The organism is Flagellimonas sp. HMM57, assembly GCF_021390175.1.
Taxonomy (GTDB): Bacteria; Bacteroidota; Bacteroidia; order Flavobacteriales; family Flavobacteriaceae; genus Flagellimonas.
Genome location: NZ_CP090004.1, coordinates 92,477 through 116,257, shown reverse-complemented (window position 1 = coordinate 116,257; position 23,781 = coordinate 92,477). Strand labels below are relative to the sequence as shown.

Genomic DNA, 23,781 nt, shown 5'->3' with positions numbered 1-23,781 from the left:
CAACGTCCACCATTTTTTAAAAAATGGTGGACGTTGATTATAAAATTATACATAAAGTAATAGCATCTATTTTTTTCTCCAAATTGTGGTGGCGTCTATCTTGACTGTAAACATAATACCTTCTTCGTTGACGTTTTGATCTATAATTTGATCTATTACCAATTGTCCATTGGAATTTAAAGAAACTTTTGCAGATTGGTCGGTTAATACTCCGCTTAAATCTACTTCATTTATATCATATTCGTACAAGTCACCATCAACGGTAATCGTATTTCCATCCAACGTATACGTACCTGATTCTGATACATCTGTGATGGATGTGGTATCATTGATTGGTTGTCCATTTGTTGTACCAGTAGTGACAAGGTCGTAGCTGCCTTCTACGGTATATCCAGTTTCCGTAAAGGTAAGGTCGTAGTCAAAATTTTCGCCGACGGTATTTGTAGAACTTTCGATATCTATTATGGAAAAGTTTCCATCTAAATCAGTATCTGCGTCCAAAGAGATCATTGTCCAAGTTCCCAACAAAGAATCGGAATCTATTTGTGGGGTTTCATCATCATCGCTACAGGAAATAAAAGAGATGAGTAAAGTCGATAGAAAAAATAGTTTTAAATATTTCATGTTATTATGAGGTTATGGTTTCTTTACTGTAAACGAAATCACAGCACAAGGATTATGGAATAAAACTGTTTTTCGATTAAAGGCTAAAATTATTAACTTTTAGAATCAAAAAAACTAAAAATACTTCCACCATATTTTCTGCTCTCCGAGAAATGTTCGTGTTGGGATAAATTAGTTTGATCAGAATGCTCAATGATTAAAAGCCCATTTTCCAATAGCAATTCTCTTTCGAAAACTGTATTTATGATTCTCTCAAACTTTCCATCCTCAAAATCATAAGGTGGGTCTGCGAAGATGATAGTAGCCTTTTCCTTGGTTTTTCCCAGGTATTTGAAAACGTCAAATTTTAATGTAGTGATGGAAAAATCAAGTTCTTTTGCGGTTTTTGAAATGTATTGGATGCATCCTGAGTAGCTATCGACTGTAATAATCTCTTTGGCTCCTCTAGATGCAAATTCAAAGCTAATATTTCCAGTACCTGCAAAGAGATCGATTACTTTCAGTTCATCAAAGTAAAATCTATTGTTCAGTATATTGAACAATCCTTCTTTGGCCATGTCTGTTGTTGGTCTAACTGGAAGTTTTTTGGGTGCAACAAGTCTTTTTCCCTTGTATTTGCCAGATATGATTCGCATTATAAGGCACTTAATAATGTGAAATCAAATGTTTTTCCCTCTATATCCTCTACTGGGAAAATGCTATTTTTCGGAATAAATACAGAGACATTTTTTACGTACTTGTAGCACAGCTCATAGATGGGATTATCTTCTTCTACAAGCCCAAATAATTTTAATTGTACTTTCTCCAAATTCAATTGTAACTGTTCTAGACTAAAGAGTAGGTAATAGATAAAATCTTCATTGGTCTTGTATTCGAAATGGTTGTAAAAAAGTATTTTTTTATCAGCGATTACAGCAATTTCCATTTCTTTTTTGGAGACTTGAACATAGCAGGTCGGTTCTGTAGACGTTCTGGTCTGGTTTAATAACATGGTTATCAGAACTGTACCGCTATGTTTAAATTCGAATTCACCAAAGAGTTCAAAAATATAATTATTGACATTGGTAAAGGGAATATAAACGTTGACGATGTCGTGATTGACAATTTCATCGAAAACAATCTGGTCATTTGCCATTATCTTGGCATTGAACTTAAGATAATTCGGTAGTTCTTCTTTATTAAAAAGTGTTTTGGGAACCAAGCTGAACAATGCATTCTTATGAATGACAACAACTTCTGCAAAATCTTTGTCAAGTTTTGTCTGTTGGTTTAAAACTGATTTTAACTCTTTGAGAAGTAAATACGGGGTAGAAGCGGTTTTGAAATCTATTTTTTCAAAAGCCAATACTGTATTGGAGATTGTGTCTAAAACACAAAAAGAAAGTCCATTCAGGCCAACCTGAATGGACAATTTTTTAAAAGTGTTATCTGTGTCTGGACTCGTTATCTTACTTATCTTTTCTGTCATAAATTGGAGGCCAGTTACCGTTTGAACTTACGTCCGTAAGAGAACCTACTTTTATTTCTGTACCATTGACCTCTTCAACACTTTGGTGTGCATTTTCTCTTGCCAACAAATCTTCAGGCTGGTCATAAAGAATAATATTTTTCTTGACTTTGGCCTCAAAAACTGGCGCTTTGAATCCCTGTTTGTCTATGATGTCAGCTTTCATTTCGAATTTCTCATCTCCTTGCGCATAAGGAACGTTCATCATTGTCTTATAGCTTAAATCGTTCTTAAACAATGAATCTTTGACCTTAACCAATCCAAGAGTGTCGATGATAACAGTATCTTTTTGAAGTTCGATTTGATATGTTTTATCAAAACGCATAAATGAGGAATCCCTTTGCTGTGTAATGGTGTAGCTTCCGGTATCGATAAACTGGATAAGACTGTTGAAATCTTTTGCAAACTTTCCATTTACCGTTCTATAGGCTTCTTGGGAATCTCTAATGTCTTTTAGTTTTGCTATGACTTGGGTAAATCTTTCTTTTCTTACCTTATTGAATTCAATAGGTGCATTTATAGATTGATAAATTTGATATCCTAAGAAAATACTTAAAAGTCCGAAAACAATAACAAGAATTGGCTTTACTTTTTGGGGTAAAAATCTGTCTATCAAGAATACAAGGCCTAGGGTCAAAAGGCATATAACTAAAACAATAATGATTAAGTTTAACATACTAATACTGTCTTTCTGAATTAATTTAGCGGTTACAGACAAATCTACAATTTTTTTTTAATCACGAAACTTTTTGCTCCAAAAATCCACCCTATATTTAGAAGCGTATGAACAATTTTGAACCGACCGCTTTTTTAGCCATCTTATTGGAAAAATTTCCGCACACGCCAACTTTAAAACAAAGGGTGGCTTTAGAAAAACTTTCAAAATTTGTATTGAATACGAAACAAGAGGAAGTATTTCTATTGAAAGGATTTGCTGGTACTGGAAAGACGACTTTGGTAGGAACTATGGTGAGCAGTCTTTGGAAAGTGAAAATGAGCGCAGTCTTAATGGCTCCCACCGGTAGGGCGGCCAAGGTGATGTCCGTTTATTCAGGTAACAAAGCGTTTACCATCCATAAAAAAATATATTTTCCAAAAAAACAGACCGGAGACGGTATTCAGTTTGTTTTAGCCCCCAATAAGCATCGCAACACGCTCTTCATTGTCGATGAAGCCTCCATGATTCCCAATACCCCTGCAGATTCCAAACTTTTCGAAAATGGTTCGTTATTGGATGATTTAATGTTCTACATCTATTCCGGTCATAATTGTAAACTACTGTTGATCGGTGATACTGCCCAGTTACCACCTGTAAAACTAGACTTGAGCCCCGCTATGGAAGAACAAAGGCTTTCATTGAACTACAACAAAGAAGTTGAATGCTTGGAATTGGATGAGGTAATGCGGCAAACAAGTGATTCGGGAATCCTATATAATGCCACCAATCTAAGGGAACAGCTTCAATCCTATTTTTTTGAAGAATTTAAATTTGAAGTAAATCCTTTTAAAGATATCATTAGATTGATCGATGGCACGGAAATTCAGGAAGCTATCGATACCGCCTATAACCAAAATGGGAAAGAGGAAACCGCGATTATCGTTCGTTCCAATAAAAGGGCAAATCTCTACAATCAAAATATAAGGGAACGCATACTTTTTCTGGATAATGAGATAGCGGTAGGGGATTTTATGATGGTGGTGAAGAACAATTATTTTTGGTTAAGACCTAACTCGGAAGCCGGGTTTATCGCCAATGGAGATATTATAGAGATTCTGGAACTGTTTTCGATAGTAGATTTGTACGGATTTTCATTTGCAGAAGTAAAGGTGAAAATGGTAGATTACCCTAATCAGAGACCGTTTGAAACTGTTCTTTTGTTGGATACGATCAATGCAGAGACACCATCACTTTCCTATGAAGAGGGAAACCGACTCTATCAAGAAGTGCTTCAGGACTACGCACACGAAAAGTCTAAATACAAGAGGTTTATGGGAGTAAAAAACAATAAATATTTTAATGCACTACAAGTTAAATTCTCCTATGCGATAACTTGTCATAAATCCCAAGGAGGGCAGTGGAACACTGTTTTTGTGGAGCAACCCTATCTGCCCAATGGCGTGGACAAGGATTATTTACGATGGCTGTATACAGCGGTCACCAGATCTAAAGAAAAACTATTTCTTATTGGATTTAAAGATGATTTTTTTGTTGACTGAGAATAACCTATTTTAGTCAAAATCATGGGGATGTCACCAGACACTATCATAAGTATTTTTTTAGGCATAGGCCTAGCCGCTTCTGTAGGTTTTAGAGTATTTCTGCCACTCTTTGCCTTAAGTTTTGCAGCGTATCTGGGTGTTTGGGAACTTAATGATAATTGGCAATGGATAGGAAGTTTAACGGCATTGATCATGTTGGGTGTTGCAATGATCGTAGAGATTTTTGCTTATTTCATACCGTGGGTGGATAATCTATTGGATAGTCTTGCCGTACCCTTGGCAGCGATTGCAGGTACTGCTGTGATGGTATCTACCGTGGCAAATTTAGACCCGGTCATAACATGGTCCTTGGCCATTATCGCAGGGGGCGGCACTGCAACAGCCATAAAAGGAGCCAATGCTGTAGGGAGGGTGACCTCTAGTACTACAACAGGAGGTGTGGCAAATCCCGTAATATCAACAATTGAAACGGGAACTGCTGTAGCAGTCTCGACCGCTTCAATCTTGGTGCCACCGATTGCAGCAATTCTAGTCATTATTATTTTATTCATAATATTCAGGATATATCGTAAACTGAGACCCAGAAAATGATTTCACACATTTTAAACAAATACTCGTGAAAATAATTTCAATGATACCCGCTAGGTACCAAGCTTCAAGGTTTCCGGCTAAGCTTATGCAAGATCTGGAAGGTAAACCTGTAATCGTACGAACTTATGAAGCGGCCATCCAAACTGGATTGTTTGATGCGGTTTATGTAGTGACGGACAGCGCTATAATTTTTGATACGATTTCGGCCATAGGCGGACATGTACTTATGAGTGTAAATGAGCACGAAAGTGGCAGTGATAGAATTGCTGAAGCAGTTACGGAACTGGATGTTGATATTGTGGTCAATGTTCAAGGTGACGAACCGTTCATAGACGAAGTAAGCTTACAGAAAGTAATACAGGTATTTCACCAAGATGAAAAAAAGGAAATCGACTTAGCTTCCTTAATGACGCCAATAACCGATTGGGACGAAATTTCCAATCCGAATACAGTGAAAGTTATCGTGGACAATCAGGATTTTGCGCTTTACTTTTCACGTTCACCAATTCCATATCCAAGAGACAAGAATAGTGAAGCCACCTATTACAAGCACAAGGGGGTATATGCTTTTAGGAAAAGGGCCTTGTTGGATTTTCAACGGTTGCCCATGCTTCCATTAGAGGCTAAGGAGAAGATAGAGGCAATTCGGTTTTTGGAATACGGGAAAAAAATAAAAATGGTCGAAACGCACGTAGCTGGTATAGAGATTGATACACCAGAAGACCTAGAGCGAGCAAAAAAGGCATGGAAATAGATTTTAAGGATATAAAGGTTATTGGTTTTGATGCCGATGACACCTTGTGGGTGAACGAAACCTATTTTAGGGATACGGAAGAGCGATTTACGGAGTTGTTGGAAGGGTATGAGACCAAAAACAAAATTGACCAAGAACTCTTTAAGATGGAAATGGATAATTTGCCCCTTTATGGCTATGGTATAAAAGGGTTTATGCTTTCCATGATAGAATCCGCATTGGATTTATCAAATGATAAAGTACCCCAGGAAACAATCTCCAAAATTTTGGATTTGGGAAAAAAGATGATATCGCATCCCGTTGAATTATTGGATGGAGTGGAAGAGGTCTTGGCCAAACTGGAAAATAAATACAGATTAATTGTACTCACCAAAGGCGATCTTTTAGATCAGGAAAGAAAGCTGGAAAAATCCGGGATTTCCAAATATTTTCATCACGTAGAGGTCCTTAGCGATAAAAAAGAACAAAATTATAGTAACCTATTGGAGCATTTGGAAATTGATGTCAAAGAGTTTTTAATGATAGGAAATTCTTTAAAGTCAGATGTATTACCTATATTGAATATTGGAGCCAAAGCCATCCATATTCCTTTTCATACAACATGGGTACATGAAATGGTAAATGATTCCGAACAAATAAACAACCACTTAAAACTGAACAGCCTTAGAGAAATTTTAAAGTATTTGGATAACGTATAAGACGGAAAACAATTTGAAGAAAAGCGAAATAAAGTTAGAGAAGAAAACTACATACCGTAATTTTCCAATGGTTCCTAGAGTGGTTTTTGGACAAGGCAGTTTTAGTCAGTTAGGAGATATTTTGTTGCCCAAGCGAAGAAATTCCAATGCTCCGTTCATCTTTTTAGTGGACGATTATTTTGAGAACAAGGAACTCGCGATGAGCATGCCATTGATGTTCAACGACAGGTTAATTTTTGTTTCTGCGGAAGAGGAACCTAAAACAGAGCAAGTGGATGCTTTAGTACATGAAATTAGAGAAAGTTTCAGTGAATTACCATCTGGGATTGTGGGTATAGGAGGGGGCACACTTCTGGATTTAGCAAAAGCTGTTGCTATACTTCTTAATAACAAGGGACAGGCCAAAGACTATCAAGGTTGGGATTTGGTTAGCAGTCCTTCCATATATCATGTTGGAATCCCCACAATAAGTGGAACAGGGGCCGAAGTTTCAAGAACAACAGTACTATTGGGACCAGAAAAAAAACTTGGAATAAATTCAGATCATACAACATATGATCAGGTGCTCTTAGATCCAAATTTGACAAAAACCGTTCCTAAAGAACAATGGTTTTATACAGGAATGGATTGCTTTATACATTGTGTCGAATCTTTGCACGGTACATATTTGAACGCATTTAGCCAGAGCTATGGCGAAAAAGCCCTTGAGCTTTGCAAAGATGTATTTTTAGGGAATATTTCGGAAAGTGAGTCTAGAGATAAACTTATGATGGCCTCTTGGCATGGTGGTATGAGCATTGCGTATTCACAGGTAGGCGTTGCACATGCTATGAGTTATGGTCTCTCGTATCTTTTGGGAATAAAACATGGGATTGGAAATTGTCTTGTTTTTCAACATCTCGAAGAATTTTATCCAAATGGAGTGAATCTTTTTAAACAAATGCTAACTAAACATAATATAAAACTGCCTCAGGGGATCTGTGCAGATTTGACCCAAAATGATTTTGATACCTTGATTGGCGTTTCCCTGGGTATGGAAGCGTTATGGGAGAATGCACTGGGTAAGGACTGGAAACAAATCATGACCCCAGAACGCCTACAAACCATTTATCAAAAAATCTAGAACATATTATTATATAGTCTTGCTTTCAATAAGCAAAACAAACACCTTCCATGCGTAAACTATACAAGTTTCTATATTTTAAAATTTTAGGTTGGAAACTGATAGGGGGGTTTCCGAATGTCGATAAGTGTGTTGTTGCTGTTGTTCCCCATACCCATTGGTTGGATTTCTTTTTAGGATTGTTGGTTCGGAAAGTAATCAATGAAGAAATCAATTATATTGGTAAGCGAAGTCTCTTTAAACCTCCATTTGGATGGTTTTTTAGATGGACCGGAGGAGCGCCGATTGATCGTTCAAAAAGTTCCAATACCGTTGAAAGCATTGTAAACATTTTTAAAGAACGCAAGGTTTTTAGATTTGCTTTGGCTCCGGAAGGTACGCGTAAAAAAGTTTCGGAACTAAAAACAGGATTTTACCATATAGCAGTAATGGCCCAAGTTCCCATAGTGGCCGTTGCGTTTGATTTTGGGAAAAAACAGGTGAAGATTTCAAAAGCAATTTATCCTACCGGGGAAATGCAAGAGGATTTTAAAGTATTCCATAATTTTTTCGAAGGAGTAGTGGGAAAAATTCCTGAATACAGTTTTTAGATTTTTTTCAAAATCTGGGGTTTGGGTTTCTCTATTTTTTTTGTGTTTCCCGGGAAAACCATATCAGTACTTGAATAAGACCCTCCAAAAGTAAGCGCCGCTGCATATACCTGTTTAATGGCATCCTCTACCTGATGCTCCGATAGTTCTTTGAGTGGATGTGTAAAAACAGACCAGATAATTTCATCGCTCAGTGCATATTTTACATCCAGTGCCGAATGGAAATTGGCGACCATGGCATTCAACAGCTCTTCTTCACCAATACGCTCACGTTTTACAATAGGGGAAATAATGCGCATCCGATTGGCATTTTCATCAAAAACACAAATCAATACCACTTTTTTAATCGAGAATTGATATGAGTTTCCATTGGTTTTCACCGTGTCCGCCTGTTTTACTATGATATCGTGGAGTCCATCAGCTGTCATCTCTTGTGAATGAACACTATTAGCAAATACGTGTAAAATGAAGACTAAGAATAAATTTCTCATGTTGGGTCTGTTTTGTTCTTTGTCGTAAAACTGACCGAGAGTTTACAAAATCGGGGTGTTCAAGTAGTTATGATACTATTTTCAAGTACCTTATAGAATCTCAATAAGTAGGCATTCTAAATTTCTTTTTTTTATAAAAATTGATATCAAATTGAAGAACTGGAAAAAGTAATGTCCCTTTAACAAAAAATATAATCTTTTTCTCCAATCCCTACGTATAAGCTTATGATGGATGATATGTTTAAAGGCTTTAGCCCGTTCGTATATTTTATAGTACCAAAGGAAAATGTCGAATAATCCAATAAAGAACTTACTGGTCAGGAGGGTAGCTATCCTAGTATTTGCTTCTTTCTCAACGATTGCCCACTGTCAGGTCGTTTCCTATAGGGACAGCCTTAAAGTTGGAAAGTATAAAGGCATGGCGGACTTTCAATACAAAATGGTAGAAAACGATACTGTATTGGACGGCCCGTTTCAATTGCAACGTTCGAACCTCGGCGCTTTATTGGCAAAAAGTGACTATTCTTTCTTGTTCAAAGGGGTGTTTAAAGATAATTACCCTAACGGATATTGGAAATTTCAGTTCGGCGAATTCCAGTCAGATAGTATTACGCAGGTATTGGATTATCAATACATTTTGAACATTACAGGAACGCAAGAAGAAGCGGAAGGTATTTTGGACAATGGAAAACCTGATGGAACATGGACCATAACCAAAAACCGCATCAAAGACTCCGAGGTAGATGAAGTACTGTTCAAGAGTGCCATTGAATTTAACAACGGAGTGCCCCAAAAAAGTTTCCGTATTGAAAGTGAAGGTACAACACTGGTGGGTAGATTTTTGCGCAATGGATTGGCACATGACGAGTGGACACTTTATTCCGAAGATGACATTGACGTGGTGGAACGCTGGTATTTTAAAGATGGTCGTTTAGAGAAGATTGAATTAAATACAGATGGTGAAAACAAAGTAATCAACCTTTACCAAAGCAGGATTCTTGACGAAAAAATCATCACCTTGGATGATAACTATCTAAAGATTCTTGATGTCATACAGCAATCTCGCGACACTTTTGATTTGTCACAAAGTGCTATCAATAAATCACTTACGACAAACGCCACATATTATGGAAAGATAGATGGTGTTTTATCTGAATTAGGTGAATCAGCTTTCTATCCGGAGTTTAAGGTCAAAGTTCCTTATTACCCTATAGATTCTTTAGAATCCAAACAAATGGATTCCGTAAAAACATTATATCAAAAGTCCAAATTGATAAGTGGTTCATTATTGAACAACACACAATTGACCATTTTGAAAATGGCCGATGAAGATGCCCAATTCCTACATTCCGTTGTTGTCGCCATTTCTGAAAACTTTGTTGATCCCCTGGAAAATATTTTGGGTTTTCATGAATCGAATATTCTTCAATACGTTCCAATTGACGAATTGATTGAATATGTATGGCCAAATGGAAAACCTTCCACCGAAATAATTGTTGGCGGTCAAGAAAATGAAAACAAGGTCTTCAAAGGACCAATAGCGCCGGACTTTGATTTTACCCAAAATAACATAGCGTCAATTTATCAAATGGCACACTATGCTACGTTCAGTTTAGATTCCATTCAACAGGTCTTAAACGATAAACTGACCAAGGATAAACGACAACAGGAGTTTATTGCTTTGGAAGAGAAGATAATAGCACAGGTAAATCAACTGAACAAAGATTTGGATTCTTTGTCAGATGAATTGCCATCAAGGTACATGAAGTCCTTCGAAAAAATAAAATCCACCTCAGAAGAAAACCTTACCCGATATTCAAAAATGGATGAGACCAAAGAGAAAATGAAGCTTGGTCATCATTTAGTGGGTTGCTTTGAGTCTATGGATACGCTGACCAAAGCACTGGCACAGCAACCAGCTAGGATGCAAGTTATTGAGGAAAAGTATCAAGATGCCATTTGGAACCCGTTTATGGCAAACATAATGAATGAAGAGGTGAAAAAACGTATAACCTCTGCGTACCAAAGAGTATTGATCCCACACATATTGGACAGGGTAGAAACAGAGCTTGATTGTGACAATGTTGAAGAACTGGTCGGATTGTTGAACAATACGCACCGGCGTATGTTGGAAATGCGAGATGAAGATACCTCAAGGTTGGAACGCAAACTTAAAAGGGAACAAGATCCATTGGTGATTATACAGTTGTTCAATTTAGAATCCCTTGGCAAAACTGAGAAATGAAGGTATATTGTAAGAATATAGTTTGGTTTTCAGCTTTGTGCTTGTCGTGTTTTGTATCCACGATGGTGGCTCAGGATGGTGAAGTGCTTCCAGAAGAATCCAAGTTTAAAGACCCAGTTACCAGAGTATGGTTTAATTCTTACGGCAATATCCGTATATCAAAACGTCTATTTTGGGATGCCCAAACCCATGTTCGCTTTGAAGAAACCGAAGATACTCCGTTTATTGGTCAAATAGGTCAAATATATAATCGACATGCTATCGGATATATTTATTCAAAAAAGGTCAATTTTAGTCTTGGAGGGGTAGTGCGCATAAATTTTAATACTGATGAAAATTCTACGGAACGAAATGTCGTTCCCGAATGGCGTATCTGGCATCAGTACCAATTTGCACAACCTCTGTACAGTGCCATGATATACCATAGGATCAGGATTGAGCATCGATGGACCCAAGGTTTTGAGGAAAACAGCGAATATATTTTTAGGAATCGATGGCGTTACATGTTCAGGGCAAAAGTCCCTTTGACCAATCACAAACTAGTACCAAGGACACTTTACGTTTCACCGGAAGCAGAATTGATTATGCAAAGTGGTAAAGAAGTGGTCGGTAGTGTTATGGAAGATTTGCGCTTGACCACTACTTTGGGCTATATTGTAACTCCACGATTAACATTGGCCGCAGGATTGATGTATTCGAAGGGACAAACATTAGAAAATGCAGGCATATTTAAACAGGGTTGGACCATGCGTTTCCATGTTTACTTTTCACCTGATATCAGAAAAGTCAAAAACAAACTTCCTGCTATTCACTTAGATGACTAAAACACTATCCAATACAAAGAACAATACATAAGCTATGAATAAGGCAAAAAATATTGGAATGATTTTATTGGTGGTTATGGTGTTAATAGCTACATACGGATTTTTTAAGATTACCAGCTTAAAAAAGCAATTAAAAACTTCTGAGGATAAGGCTTCGGGCATGTTTAAAAAGGTAAGCGAGTATGACGAGTTACTGCGTATCGACTCTTTGCTCGTACTTGGTGAATACGATTCAGCCATAAATGCGTATACTTCTCAGCTGTCGGATAAAGATGTAGAAGAAGCTTCTGGAATACAGCTGCGTATTGATATTGCCAAAAAGTTATCCAACCTAAACAGGAGCCAACAATTTTCTGAATTGGACTTGACAGAAAAAGATTCTTTGGATTCCATTCAAAATGTTCGAATTTCCAGTATCCCCAGAGAAATTAAACAGTACGATTCCTTGAACTTTGTTTTAGAGAAAACCAAAGTAGAACTGGTGGGTATAAAACGGCAGCTACAGCGAAAGTCTTTTGGTGAGTACATAACGTTCACCAATAAAAAAGGTAGTCAGTTTCATTATGTGGGCGAAGTGAAAAATAATAAGGCCAATGGTTATGGTATAGCTTTGTTGAATACGGGGAGCCGCTATGAAGGAGAGTGGAAGGATAACCAACGCCATGGTGAAGGGAACTTTTACTGGGCAGATGGCGAACACTACTCAGGAAATTACATAAATGACCAACGAACCGGATATGGCACCTATTATTGGCCTAATGGAGAAAAATATACAGGCCAATGGAAAGATGACAAACGCAATGGCGAAGGTGTGTTTTATGGTGCTGATAACCAAGTTGTCACCCAAGGTATCTGGAAGAATGACAAATTGGTCGAAGAAGACAAAAGTAAGTCTTAAATCAATAGCTACTTTAAGTTAAGCTGTTATCCCAAATGACATGCTACCAATCATAATTAAGATTGTTGGATAAAATGCAAAATAAATCCTTCTATTTGCAAGAATACTAGGTAATCATGAAATAAAGGATAAGTAAGTCTTTTATATTGACATTTATCATATTTCCACCTTCAAAGGTACTGTACTTTTGTTCGCATGAAAAGTTTGGTAATCTGTTTTGTTGCTATTCTTATGTTGGTCAAGCCACTTTGGCCAGTTGCGGAATATATACTTAATTATGATTATATCTCAAATGTTCTTTGTGAGAACAAAGATAAACCCCAGCTTCAATGTAATGGTAAATGTTATCTCGCCGTAATGATAGCAAAGGAAACCGAACAGAATGAAGAAAATCCGTTCGGAACGTCCCAGGAAATGGAAATCCCCCAAATTACATTTGACCAAGTGGACAGCCTTATTCAAAGGATGGACAATTATATCTTTATCGTAAAATCTTCTTTTTTATACCATAATTCGCTCAATGGGCGTCTTTTGGTTTTTGAGCTAGTTCAACCTCCCCAAACCGCCTGAATCTAGGAATCAAATAGCTGCAAGCACCATCGATTTTGCTGATAACAATGGAGCGTGCAAAAGTTGAACTATCAAATTACGATTATGAAATCTACACGAAACTATAAAGGGTGGCTGGTCGCCCTAATTTATATGGGCTTCCTTTCTATGGTAGCCCAAGAGACCAGCACAATTAAATTATTGGATAAGAATAATACCCTGCCAATTGTAGGGGCAACTTTTGAATACGGAATTCAAAATGGAATAACAGATGGAAATGGAAACTTTCAAGTTTCATATGATGAGAAGAATTCCATTATCTTTTCACACATCAATTATGGAAAATGGACCTTAGATGACGAAGAGGTCTTGACATTATTCCGTGATAAAGTTTTTTACCGGCAAAGTGTCATGGTCAATTTGTATCCGGTAACGGTGATTGCACTTAGGCCTAATGAAAAGCCTAATGACAGATTGAAGATGGGCTATCAAGAACAACTGGCACATGACGGTGCTGCCGTACTCAACCAGAACCCAGCGTTAAACAGTATTAGAAAAGGGGGCAATTATGGTTTTGACCCCGTATTTAGAGGGTTTAAATACGACCAATTGAACATTGTACTAGATGGTGCACAGGGTGCGACAGCAGCTTGCCCAAATCGTATGGATCCGCCTACAAGCCAAATGGCTCCAAACATATTAGATAGAATCGAGGTGCTCAAGGGCCCCCATGCCCTTCGCTTTGGAACAGGTTTTGGGGCGACTATTAATTTTGTGCCCGTGAAGTTACGCTTCACAGAGCAAGACGAGATATATGGTAGGGTTTCAAGCGGATATGAAGGTAATGGAACAGTATTTAGAAATGAGGGAAAACTAGGTTTTAGTGGCGACAACCATGATATCTCATTATTTGGTTCCTGGTCTGAAGGCAACGATTATACAGCAGGAAATGGTCAGACCATAGCTGCTGACTTTAACCGTGGAAGTTTTGGTACCAATATGGGCTTTAGAATTACGGATAGCAACCAAATCAGATTTTCGGTTATTTACAATGTCGCTAGAGATGCTGATTTTCCTGCTTTACCGATGGATTTGAGAGATGATGATACTTGGCTATTCAATGCCAGACATGATATGACTTTTGATAAAAAAAACCTGAGTTCGTGGAATACCACCATATTCGGTTCATTTGTAGACCATTTAATGGATAATCTTTTAAAACCTTTAGATCCAAGGATGTTAAATGCGCAAACGAATGCTACCACTTACAATTTTGGAGGTAGAACCGAAGGTGTCTGGAACTTTGAGAAATCAAACCTGTTTGCCGGTGCAGATTTTAGGCGTGAAGGGGCAGAAGGCATACGAATACGTGAATTTCTGATGGGACCGAATGCGGGCCGTACGTTCGAAGATAATGCGTGGCAAGATGGTTATATTGCCAAGGGTAGTATGTTTGGTGAATACCACTTGAATCTAAATAAGACCCTATTGGTTTTTTCTACTCGCTTAGAGCTAAATACAGCAGATATTAATGATGCTGCCGATGAGTTTGTACAAGCCAATGGCGATACCCGTGTTTCACAGTTCAATCCGAGTTTTAGTTTGGGCGCAACCACTAATACGGGCAAGAATGTCACCTTTGGCATATGGTTGGGGCGAGCACAGCGTAGCGCAGGGCTTACCGAACGTTTTATCAACTTTTTTCCGGTAGGTCAAGATCCTTTTGAATTGTTGGGCAATCCACAACTTGATCCAGAGATCAACAACCAACTGGATGTAACTTTTCAATGGAAAAGCGATCATACGAATATAAACGTTGATGTATTTGCTGGGTATTTACAAGACTTCATTTCTTCTTTTATTGATGATGACCTATCTCCCAGATTACCAACGAGTCCTGGGGTACGGCAATTTGTCAATATAGAGGATGCCTATAAAACAGGATTTGAATTGAGTTGGAACCAAGAATTGTTGGTAGGCCTACAACATCAATTGGGTATTGCCTATACCTATGCAAAAGATTTGGAACGTAATGAACCCCTACCAGAAATAGCTCCTTTAGATTTAAGGTACAGTTTAATAGGTAATTATGCAGATGGTAAACTTCAACCCGAATTGGTATTTAGGCATGTCATGCAACAGTCTCGAATATCACGGGAGTTTGGGGAGACAGAAACTCCAGCCTTTTCATTATTGAACGTTCAAGTGGCTTATCAACTGACGAAAGGGGCCAAAATAACAGCAGGGGTCAACAATATTTTTGATGAAAACTATTATGAGCATTTAAACAGGTCGGTACGAGGGAACAATGTTCCAATTTTCGCTCCGGGCAGAAATGCGTTCGCATCGATTAATTTTGCTTTTTAGCACAGTTCGCCTTTAATAATATAAAAACCTTCCAAATTAAGCTTTGGAAGGTTTTTCATTTCTAAAAATATGACGCTGCTTACTCTGCACAATGGGCACAGGCATTTATCACCTTCGCAATTGTAATTGCCGTCTGCGTGATAGAATGGGTCTTGTTATTTGTTTCTTAAAGGATAGCTAAATCATTTTGCAAATAGCGGATACATCTTTAGTCGTATATGTTTTCCCCTTTTTACAGTTCGTCGGACATGGATGTTGAGTCTCTTCCAATAGATTAGTTTTGGTATCGTTCAAACTTTCTTTTGTCTTGTCTTTAAGAGGCGATATTGGGATTCAGATAGATAAAGAGTAGTGTTGAATTTAGATTTAGTTTTCATATTTACTCTTTGCTTTAGAAGTATAAAACCATAAATGTTTCAAACCTGAAATTTTAAGGGAAACCGATTAAAGACTATGCTGTTAAAGTGGTAAAACAGACTTGCCACTTTGTATACTTTCAATCAAATCTTTTAAACGATGCTGTTCAAGGTTTTTAACAAAATTTGTCTTGGCATTACCGATTAGGTGATGTATAGGACATGGGCGCTCCTCATCACATTCACTAAGGCTCAACATACAGGAATTAAGTCGACTATCACCATCTATGACCTTTACAATTTCTATTAATGGAACTTTAATGTTTTCAGGTGTCATATAAAATCCACCACCTGGCCCTCTAACGGAGGATACAATTTGATGTCGTGACAGTTCCTGTAATAGCTTTGATAAATATGCTTTTGGAATATTGGTAGGATTACTAATATCCTTTGCTAAAATCTTCTTCTTTTCAGAAGAATTAACCGCAAGATAAAGTACGGCTTTTAGGGCATATTTAGTAGAAGTGGAAAGCATAAGCAAGATTTTTCAACAAATATAAAGATTAAAAGACTTTTTTATCTTCTATATGACATATATCATGTTTTTAGCATTAAAGAGGAGTTATTTTTGAAAAATTATTAAAAATAGCCTTCTATGAAAGTAAATATTGCATTTTATTCAGTTTTATGTGCCTTTTTCCTTTTTAGTTGTGGAGGTAAAGAAGCGAAAAAGAAAGATGGGTTTAGTGTGGACCGAACCAAATCTACCGAGAAAGTGGAAGAAGCAGCTCCTAAAACCGATAAAGTGCCTGCTTCCCAACGAATTACATTGGATAATAAAGGAGTAGGCCAAATAAAGGAAATTACCCTAGATTCAGAGATTGATGATGATATGGTAACGAAAGGGGCCGAACTGTTCAAAACCAATTGTACCGCTTGCCATAAAACCGACAAACGTTTCATAGGGCCAAAAATGGAAGGGATTCTTGATAGAAGAAGCCCAGAATGGGTTATGAACATGATTCTTGACCCAAAGCTGATGACCGAAGAAGATCGCTGTGCAAAAGACCTTTTGGTAGAATTTAATGGTGCTGCGATGTCGAATCAAAACCTTACGGTTGAACAGACACGTTCATTGCTGGAATTTTTCAGAACCCTCTAAACTCTAATGTATATGAAAACAAAAGAATCAACCATGAAACTATTTGTACCATTACTGATTTTATTTATGGTAACGGCGTGCAATACTAAAACTAAAACCGAACCGGTATCAACTACTGGTGTGGAAGTATCCAAAGAGCAAGGACAAGCCTTTATCCAAAATGATGAATCTACCCCTACGGTATTGAGCATAGCCATAAACTCACCTGATCATACAACCTTGGTTGCGGCGGTACAAGCTGCAGATTTGGAAAATGCTTTGGTCAATGCAGGGCCATTGATGGTATTTGCACCTACGAACGAAGCTTTTGATGCGCTACCCGAAGGAACTGTGGAAAACCTGCTAAAGCCAGAAAATAAGGATGCTTTAGCCAATATCTTGAAGCATCATGTTACCCCTGGCAAGTATGATAAGGAGTTTCTGAAAAAGTTTAAAAAATTGGGGCAAGCCAACGATCAAAACACTGCGGTTGAGGTGAAAGATGATGATGTATATGTTGGCGGTGCAAAAATATTGGCAAGCGTACCTGCTGGCAATGGAATCGTACATGTTGTGGACAAAGTCATACTACCACCTTCCGAGGAATAGAATTTAAACAAACTAAATACATAACAAGAATGAAAAAGTATCACTATTATATGATGGCCTTGATCGGGGTCGCCATGATTATTTCAAGTTGCGGCAATGGTAGCAACAAATCTTCATCCAATGGAGCTTTGGGGTCGAGCGCAGCAGAAAAAGTATACGTAGCCCCCGGACAACAAGATGAGTTTTATGCTTTCCTTTCAGGAGGATATAGCGGTAACTTGACCGTGTATGGTCTGCCGTCTGGCAGAATGTTCAAGGAAATCCCGGTTTTTTCACAATTTCCTACATCTGGTTATGGGTATTCAGAAGAAACTAAGCCCATGTTGAATACATCTTTTGGATTTGTTCCTTGGGATGATGCGCACCACCCAGATATTTCGCAAACTAATGGAGAATTGGATGGAAGATGGATTTTTATCAATGGTAATAACACGCCACGTGTTGCAAGAATCAACCTAAGTACTTTTGAAACAGAGGAAATCATCGAAGTACCTAACAGTGCTGGTAATCACAGTTCTTCTTTCATAACCGAAAACACGGAATATGTGGTCGCAGGGACACGTTTTTCCGTACCGGTCCCTCAAAAGGATATGCCAATCAACGAATATAAAGGCAATTTTAAGGGAGCACTGACCTTTATCAGTGTAGAGCCGGAACACGGTAATATGGATATTAAGTTTCAATTGTTGATGCCCGGTTTTAACTATGACCTTTCACACCCCGGTCGTGGCGATAGTCATGGATGGTTTTTCTTTACTACTTATAATACCGAAGAAGCAAATTCTTTAATGGAAGTGAATTCATCTCAAAATGACAAAGATTTTATAGCTGCGGTAAATTGGAAAAAGATTGAAGAATATGTAAACAATGGTGGTGGAACCAAAATGCCTGCCGACTATGCCCATAACGTTTACGATGAAGGTACTCATATGGGAACGAGCACAATGAAAAAAGAGGTTTTGACCGTAGATCCTTTAAAAGTTCCTGGAGCTGTATTTTTCTTGCCAACTCCAAAATCTCCGCATGGTTGCGATGTTGATCCAACTGGTCAATACATAATTGGCAACGGTAAGCTTTCCGCCGACTTAACGGTACATTCATTTGATAAAATGATTGCAGCGATAGAGGATGAAAAGTTTGATGGTGAAGCTTACGGAATCCCTATTTTAAAGTTTGAAGATGTTTTGGCCGGAACAGTAAAAAGTGGTGGACTAGGACCACTTCACACAGAATTTGATGAAAAAGGCAATGCATACACAACGTTCTTTATTTCATCCGAAGTTGTGAAATGGAAACTTGGTACCTGGGAAGTTGTAGACCGTAAACCAACCTTCTATTCCGTAGGTCACCTTATGATTCCTGGCGGTAATTCCCGTAAACCTTTTGGCAAGTATGTAGTGGCGATGAACAAAATCACGAAAGATCGTTACTTGCCCACTGGACCAGAAATGGAGCACTCTGCACAGATTTACGACATATCTGGTGAAAAAATGGAGCTGATCTACGATTTTCCGACCCACGGTGAACCACATTATGCAGCAGGATGTCCAGCTGAATTATTGGCGCCAAAATCCAAGAAAATCTACAGATTGGATGATAATAAACACCCATATGCGGTTAGTAATCCATCGGAAGCCAGAGTAGAAAGAAATGGTAATGAAGTGCACATTTATATGAGTACCATTCGTAGTCACTTTACACCAGACAATATAGAAGGAGTTAAGGTGGGGGATAAGGTCTATTTCCATATAACCAATCATGAGCAAGATTTTGATGTACCACATGGCTTCTCTATAATCGGTCAGAATACATCGGAACTATTAGTTATGCCAGGACAGACAAAAACGTCTATTTGGGAACCCAAAAAAGTAGGGGTATGGCCTTTTTACTGCACAGATTTTTGTTCCGCATTACATCAAGAAATGCAGGGATACGTACGGGTATCTCCAGCAAATTCAGACATTGAACTTTCTTGGTCTTTAGGAGAGTAACACCATCTAACCAATGATAGAAGCGGGCTGTGTCGATGACCTGCCCGCTTTTTTTTAATTACAGGGGAAACATCAAGGTGTCATAATCAAAAAATGAATAAATGAAAAAGGCTAGTTTAGCAATGATAGTTGGTTCTGCATTATTAATGGGACTTTTCGTGTTCCCATTGTGGAACATAGAACTGGGAGCACCACAATATCCAGAACCTTTGGGAATCAATATTTACATTAATGGTTTGCAGGGGCAAAGCGAGTTTGATATTCAGAATATAGATGGCCTCAACCACTACATTGGCATGAAAACGTTGCCAAAGCCAGAAGATATGTGGGAATTTAGTGTATTTCCGCTCGTTATCGGTGGAATGGTAGGTTTTGGGGTACTCTTCGGAGCTTTGGGGTACTTCGATAAAATATCCTATCATTGGTTTTTTGGATGGTTTATTTTGATGACCATTCTAGGTGTTTTGGGCATGTACGACTTTAATGCTTGGTTGTTGGATTATGGAACAAACCTAGACCCAAAAGCGATAATGAAATTGGTGAACCCAGACGGAACTCCAATGAGTTATAAACCACCATTATTGGGGCATCAAAAAATGTTGAATTTTGATGCGTACTCCTATCCAAGACTTGGGGCCTATTTCATGTTTCTTGGCATGTGCCTTACCCTAATCGCCGGTTATTTGGGTTGGAAGTATAAAAAAGCGAGCAATCTTAACTATTCAACTTAACATCGTGCTTATGAAGAAGATATTGTTTTTATCCTTGATTCTTGGTATATCATGTTCTATTGGTCCAAAACCAATTGCCTATGGTGAGGCTGGATGTCATTATTGTAAAATGACAATTGTCGACAAACAACATGCTGCACAGATGGTCACCAAAAAAGGAAAGGTATTCAATTTTGATGCTACCGAATGCATGCTTAACCATCTTAAAGATATCGACCAAGAAACCATTCAAATTGGGTTGGCGAACGACTACAATGTACCAGGAAAACTAATTGATGTAACCGAAGCCACTTTTTTGATTTCTGAAGGAATACCTAGTCCAATGGGCGAGTATTTAACTGCTTTTGCAACCAAAGATGCCGCACAAGAGGGACTTGATGAACATGGAGGCGAAATATTCACATGGGAGCAGCTTAAAGAGAAATTCAGATAATAGATACTAAAGTGCCAGAAAGTATGGAAAATATTGAAATCGAGAATACCATAGCAATTCAAGCATTTGAAGGGTTGCAAGTAAAGCAACTTGTAAAAAATGATTCACTTGAAATTTTGAGCATCAGTTTAGCAAAGGGAGCAGTTTTTCCTCCTCATGAATCGCCCAAAGACGCCCATTTAATAGTTTTGGAGGGACATATTGCTTTTTATATAGGGAAAGACGCTGTAGTTCTTAAAAACCAACAAAAAACCAGTTTTCCTAAACAAACAGAGCATTGGGTAGAGGCTTTCCAAGATTCAAAATTCCTTATTATCCGATAATGAAAAAATACGGTTTTGTCTTACTTGTTTTTACCGTTCTATATGTGCAAGGGGTATATGGCAATACCATAGAAATATGTGAAACCTGTCCCGTAAAATCGATTAAAGCAGGCATAGTATTAGCATCGGAGTATGATACGTTGTTGGTTAAAAAAGGGACTTACAAAGAGTTCAACATTATTATCGATAAACCGCTAACGCTAAAAGGTGAAAACTATCCTGTAGTCGATGGGGAGAAAAAAGGGGAGATTATCAGAATTACTTCGGATGGTGTAACGGTAGACGGACTTTTTCTTATCAATGTAGGGGTGAGCTATACAACGGATTATGCCGCTTTGCGTGTTGTAAAAAGTGAAAATTTTGTAATCAAGAACCTTGTATTGGAAAAACTTTTTTTTGGGATTTATCTAGAAAAATCCAACAATGGAAAAGTTTACCATAATAAGATTATTGGTGATGCAAAGGATGAATACAACTCTGGCAATGGTATTCAATTATGGTATTCCCATAATGTTTCCGTAGACCGTAATTTCGTTCAAGGTACTAGGGATGGCATATATCTGGAATTTTCAGACAATGTCACTATCAATAATAATAGCAGTACAAACAACCTTAGATATGGACTCCATTTTATGTTCAGCAATCATGATGTCTATACCAACAATACTTTCGAGAATAATGGTGCAGGGGTAGCGGTCATGTTTTCCAAACATATTAAAATGTTGGACAATGTATTTCGGAAAAACTGGGGTACTGCCGCTTACGGAATTTTGTTGAAAGAAATAAACGATGGCGAAATATCGGGCAATACCTTTGAGGAGAATACCATAGGGATTAATATAGAAGGTTCTAATAGAATTACCTATAACAACAATGATTTTATTCAAAACGGATGGGCCATAAAAGCCTTGGGAGCTTGTTATACCAATGAGTTTACAAACAACAACTTTTTGAATAACAGTTTTGACATCTCCTACAATAGCAAATTAAACGACAACGTATTTGATAAAAACTATTGGAGTGGTTATACAGGATACGATTTGGATAAAAATGGAATAGGGGATGTGCCTTATAGACCCGTAAAGCTATTCTCTTATATTGTGAACCGAACCCCGGAAACTATTGTACTGTTACGCAGCCTGTTTATGGATATTATCGATTTTTCTGAGAAGGTTTCACCTGTTTTTACCCCGGATAAACTTATGGATGCCAATCCACGAATGAAGAGGATACCATGATACAGATTGAAAATTTATACAAGAGATTCGGTAAAAATGAAGTTTTAAAAGACCTGAATCTTTCAATAAGTGAAGGCGGTATCATAGCCATCTTAGGGCCAAACGGATCGGGGAAAACTACGCTGATCAAGAGTATTTTGGGAATGGTGGTTCCCAATAAGGGAACTATTGCGATTTCTGGGGTATCCATAAAAAATCAATGGAAATACCGGAGGGAAATAGAATATCTGCCACAAATAGCCAATTTTCCAGGCAATCTTAAAGTTAAAGAGTTGATACGAATGATAAAGGACCTTAGGGAAAGGCCAAGCGAAGAGGAAGTCCTGATTTCCCTTTTTGGGCTTAAGCCTTTTTTGGATAAACGATTGTCAACATTATCAGGCGGAACCAAACAAAAAGTAAATATCGTACTGACCTTCATGTTCGATAGCCCCTTGATTATTCTGGATGAACCAACAACCGGATTGGACCCTGCTGCACTCATACGATTAAAGAAACTGATTCAGAATGAAAAAGAGAAAGGAAAAACTATTTTGGTCACTTCCCATATCATGCAATTTGTAGAAGAAGTAGCTGATGAAATTGTCTACTTATTAGAGGGGAATATCTACTTTAAAGGAAGTATACATGACCTAAAGCTAAAAACTGACCAAACCGATGTAGAACGTGCAATTGCCACACTAACGACCGCTAATGCTTAAGATTCTAAAATATAGCTTTTACGACCTTGTCCGTAGCCGTTGGAGTTACGCGTACTTCCTGTTTTACCTAGGTCTGGGATTTGTGCTGTTATTCCTGAACAACGATGTTTCTAAGGCCATAATCACCTTGATGAACGTCATTATAGTATTGGTGCCACTTATAGGAACAATTTTTGGAATTATGTATTACTACAATTCTAAAGAATTTACAGAACTATTGCTGGCGCAACCCATTAAGCGTTCCTCGATTTTTCTGGGTCAATATTTGGGAGTGGCTGGCTCGTTAACGCTGAGCTTGGTATTTGGTCTGGGTATTCCCTTTCTTTTGTACGGACTGTTACGAAGCGATGCAATTTTTGATTTTTCGCTCTTGTTGGTAACAGGGGCCTTTTTGACCTTTATTTTTACCGCTCTTTCGTTTAACATGGGACTTTCCAATGAAAACAAAATTAAAGGATTTGGATATGCGGTATTGCTTTGGCTTTTTTTGGCCGTAATCTACGACGGACTGTTTTTGATGTCACTCATTGTTTTTGAAGAATATCCATTGGATACGTTTTCCATAGTAGCGACAACGTTAAACCCCATTGATCTTTCAAGAATTTTAATACTGTTGAAATTGGATATTTCCGCACTGTTGGGATATACGGGAGCAGTTTTTAAGACCTTTTTTGGAACACAGCAAGGATTGTTTCTCTCCATTTTTATGCTGATACTTTGGACCGTTCTGCCTATCTGGCGACTCATTGTTAAATCCAAGAAAAAGGATTTCTAAAA

26 protein-coding genes are annotated in these 23,781 nt (G+C 37.9%); 20 read left to right on the top strand and 6 right to left on the bottom strand.

The window, feature by feature from the left end; translation table 11 throughout:
• Window positions 1-66: 66 nt before the first annotated feature.
• From LV716_RS00535 to LV716_RS00520, 4 genes are all read right to left on the bottom strand, one after another.
• Entirely contained in the window at window positions 67-624 is a 558-nt protein-coding gene (locus LV716_RS00535) for a hypothetical protein (protein WP_163419336.1), read from the bottom strand.
• A 92-nt stretch (window positions 625-716) separates the two neighbouring features.
• Window positions 717-1,259 carry an RsmD family RNA methyltransferase gene (locus tag LV716_RS00530; RefSeq protein ID WP_163419335.1) on the bottom strand — a complete coding sequence of 181 codons (543 nt, stop codon included), beginning with the start codon at window positions 1,257-1,259 and terminating at the stop codon, window positions 717-719.
• On the bottom strand, window positions 1,259-2,092 hold the full coding sequence (locus LV716_RS00525; RefSeq protein ID WP_163419334.1) for a DUF3822 family protein: 834 nt from the start codon (window positions 2,090-2,092) through the stop codon (window positions 1,259-1,261). Before LV716_RS00525 ends, LV716_RS00530 begins: the two co-directional genes overlap by 1 nt.
• Window positions 2,073-2,807, bottom strand: a complete 735-nt coding sequence (locus tag LV716_RS00520) for a hypothetical protein (protein ID WP_233759193.1) — start codon at window positions 2,805-2,807, stop codon at window positions 2,073-2,075. Before LV716_RS00520 ends, LV716_RS00525 begins: the two co-directional genes overlap by 20 nt.
• A gap of 107 nt (window positions 2,808-2,914) precedes the next feature.
• Between LV716_RS00520 and LV716_RS00515 the strand changes: the two genes are divergently transcribed.
• From LV716_RS00515 to LV716_RS00490, 6 genes are all read left to right on the top strand, one after another.
• Window positions 2,915-4,348, top strand: a complete 1,434-nt coding sequence (locus LV716_RS00515) for an ATP-dependent RecD-like DNA helicase (protein ID WP_163419333.1) — start codon at window positions 2,915-2,917, stop codon at window positions 4,346-4,348.
• Window positions 4,349-4,378: 30 nt separating this feature from the next.
• Window positions 4,379-4,942 carry a DUF4126 domain-containing protein gene (locus LV716_RS00510; protein ID WP_163419332.1) on the top strand — a complete coding sequence of 188 codons (564 nt, stop codon included), beginning with the start codon at window positions 4,379-4,381 and terminating at the stop codon, window positions 4,940-4,942.
• Between the two features lie 40 nt (window positions 4,943-4,982).
• On the top strand, window positions 4,983-5,696 hold the full coding sequence (gene kdsB / locus LV716_RS00505; RefSeq protein WP_205600144.1) for a 3-deoxy-manno-octulosonate cytidylyltransferase: 714 nt from the start codon (window positions 4,983-4,985) through the stop codon (window positions 5,694-5,696).
• Window positions 5,687-6,394 carry an HAD family hydrolase gene (locus LV716_RS00500; RefSeq protein ID WP_163419330.1) on the top strand — a complete coding sequence of 236 codons (708 nt, stop codon included), beginning with the start codon at window positions 5,687-5,689 and terminating at the stop codon, window positions 6,392-6,394. Before kdsB ends, LV716_RS00500 begins: the two co-directional genes overlap by 10 nt.
• Before the next feature lie 67 nt (window positions 6,395-6,461).
• A complete protein-coding gene (locus tag LV716_RS00495) occupies window positions 6,462-7,517 on the top strand; it encodes an iron-containing alcohol dehydrogenase family protein (protein ID WP_163419544.1) in 1,056 nt (351 codons plus the stop codon).
• 50 nt (window positions 7,518-7,567) lie between these two features.
• Window positions 7,568-8,107, top strand: a complete 540-nt coding sequence (locus LV716_RS00490; protein ID WP_163419329.1) for a 1-acyl-sn-glycerol-3-phosphate acyltransferase — start codon at window positions 7,568-7,570, stop codon at window positions 8,105-8,107.
• Here the strand turns inward: LV716_RS00490 and LV716_RS00485 are convergent.
• Window positions 8,104-8,598 carry a hypothetical protein gene (locus tag LV716_RS00485; RefSeq protein ID WP_233759192.1) on the bottom strand — a complete coding sequence of 165 codons (495 nt, stop codon included), beginning with the start codon at window positions 8,596-8,598 and terminating at the stop codon, window positions 8,104-8,106. The genes LV716_RS00490 and LV716_RS00485 overlap by 4 nt on opposite strands.
• A 286-nt stretch (window positions 8,599-8,884) precedes the next feature.
• On the opposite strand from LV716_RS00485, the gene LV716_RS00480 reads away from it, so the two are divergent.
• The 5 genes from LV716_RS00480 (at window position 8,885) to LV716_RS00460 (ending at window position 15,481) form a co-directional block, all read left to right on the top strand.
• A complete protein-coding gene (locus LV716_RS00480) occupies window positions 8,885-10,843 on the top strand; it encodes a hypothetical protein (protein WP_163419328.1) in 1,959 nt (652 codons plus the stop codon).
• Window positions 10,840-11,667, top strand: a complete 828-nt coding sequence (locus LV716_RS00475) for a DUF2490 domain-containing protein (protein WP_163419327.1) — start codon at window positions 10,840-10,842, stop codon at window positions 11,665-11,667. The genes LV716_RS00480 and LV716_RS00475 overlap by 4 nt, the downstream gene beginning before the upstream one ends.
• A 34-nt stretch (window positions 11,668-11,701) precedes the next feature.
• The gene (locus LV716_RS00470; RefSeq protein WP_163419326.1) at window positions 11,702-12,565 is read left to right on the top strand and encodes an MORN repeat-containing protein; all 864 of its coding nucleotides are present in this window, start codon (window positions 11,702-11,704) and stop codon (window positions 12,563-12,565) included.
• A 195-nt stretch (window positions 12,566-12,760) separates the two neighbouring features.
• Window positions 12,761-13,135: a hypothetical protein gene (locus tag LV716_RS00465; RefSeq protein ID WP_163419325.1), complete on the top strand. Its 375-nt coding sequence runs from the start codon at window positions 12,761-12,763 to the stop codon at window positions 13,133-13,135.
• Window positions 13,136-13,219: 84 nt separating this feature from the next.
• Window positions 13,220-15,481 (top strand): TonB-dependent receptor domain-containing protein, encoded by a 2,262-nt coding sequence (locus tag LV716_RS00460; protein ID WP_205600135.1) that lies wholly within the window; start codon window positions 13,220-13,222, stop codon window positions 15,479-15,481.
• A 459-nt stretch (window positions 15,482-15,940) separates the two neighbouring features.
• On the opposite strand, the gene LV716_RS00455 is transcribed toward LV716_RS00460, so the two are convergent.
• On the bottom strand, window positions 15,941-16,372 hold the full coding sequence (locus LV716_RS00455) for an Rrf2 family transcriptional regulator (protein WP_163419324.1): 432 nt from the start codon (window positions 16,370-16,372) through the stop codon (window positions 15,941-15,943).
• Window positions 16,373-16,492: 120 nt separating this feature from the next.
• Between LV716_RS00455 and LV716_RS00450 the strand changes: the two genes are divergently transcribed.
• The 9 genes from LV716_RS00450 to LV716_RS00410 all read left to right on the top strand — a co-directional run bounded on the left by LV716_RS00450 (window position 16,493) and on the right by LV716_RS00410 (window position 23,779).
• Window positions 16,493-16,999, top strand: coding sequence for a cytochrome c (locus tag LV716_RS00450; protein WP_163419323.1), 507 nt, complete (start codon window positions 16,493-16,495; stop codon window positions 16,997-16,999).
• 12 nt (window positions 17,000-17,011) lie between these two features.
• Window positions 17,012-17,587, top strand: a complete 576-nt coding sequence (locus LV716_RS00445; RefSeq protein WP_163419322.1) for a fasciclin domain-containing protein — start codon at window positions 17,012-17,014, stop codon at window positions 17,585-17,587.
• Window positions 17,588-17,640: 53 nt separating this feature from the next.
• A complete protein-coding gene (gene nosZ, locus LV716_RS00440; RefSeq protein ID WP_370637533.1) occupies window positions 17,641-19,578 on the top strand; it encodes a Sec-dependent nitrous-oxide reductase in 1,938 nt (645 codons plus the stop codon).
• A 101-nt stretch (window positions 19,579-19,679) separates the two neighbouring features.
• Window positions 19,680-20,309, top strand: coding sequence for a hypothetical protein (locus LV716_RS00435; protein WP_163419320.1), 630 nt, complete (start codon window positions 19,680-19,682; stop codon window positions 20,307-20,309).
• Window positions 20,310-20,319: 10 nt separating this feature from the next.
• Complete coding sequence (locus LV716_RS00430; RefSeq protein WP_163419319.1) at window positions 20,320-20,742, top strand: nitrous oxide reductase accessory protein NosL; 423 nt, start codon at window positions 20,320-20,322, stop codon at window positions 20,740-20,742.
• 23 nt (window positions 20,743-20,765) lie between these two features.
• The gene (locus tag LV716_RS00425; protein ID WP_163419318.1) at window positions 20,766-21,065 is read left to right on the top strand and encodes a cupin domain-containing protein; all 300 of its coding nucleotides are present in this window, start codon (window positions 20,766-20,768) and stop codon (window positions 21,063-21,065) included.
• Window positions 21,065-22,303: a nitrous oxide reductase family maturation protein NosD gene (locus LV716_RS00420; RefSeq protein ID WP_163419317.1), complete on the top strand. Its 1,239-nt coding sequence runs from the start codon at window positions 21,065-21,067 to the stop codon at window positions 22,301-22,303. The genes LV716_RS00425 and LV716_RS00420 overlap by 1 nt, the downstream gene beginning before the upstream one ends.
• Entirely contained in the window at window positions 22,300-23,004 is a 705-nt protein-coding gene (locus tag LV716_RS00415) for an ABC transporter ATP-binding protein (RefSeq protein WP_163419316.1), read from the top strand. The genes LV716_RS00420 and LV716_RS00415 overlap by 4 nt, the downstream gene beginning before the upstream one ends.
• Window positions 22,997-23,779 (top strand): ABC transporter permease, encoded by a 783-nt coding sequence (locus tag LV716_RS00410; RefSeq protein ID WP_163419315.1) that lies wholly within the window; start codon window positions 22,997-22,999, stop codon window positions 23,777-23,779. Before LV716_RS00415 ends, LV716_RS00410 begins: the two co-directional genes overlap by 8 nt.
• Window positions 23,780-23,781 lie beyond the last annotated feature (2 nt).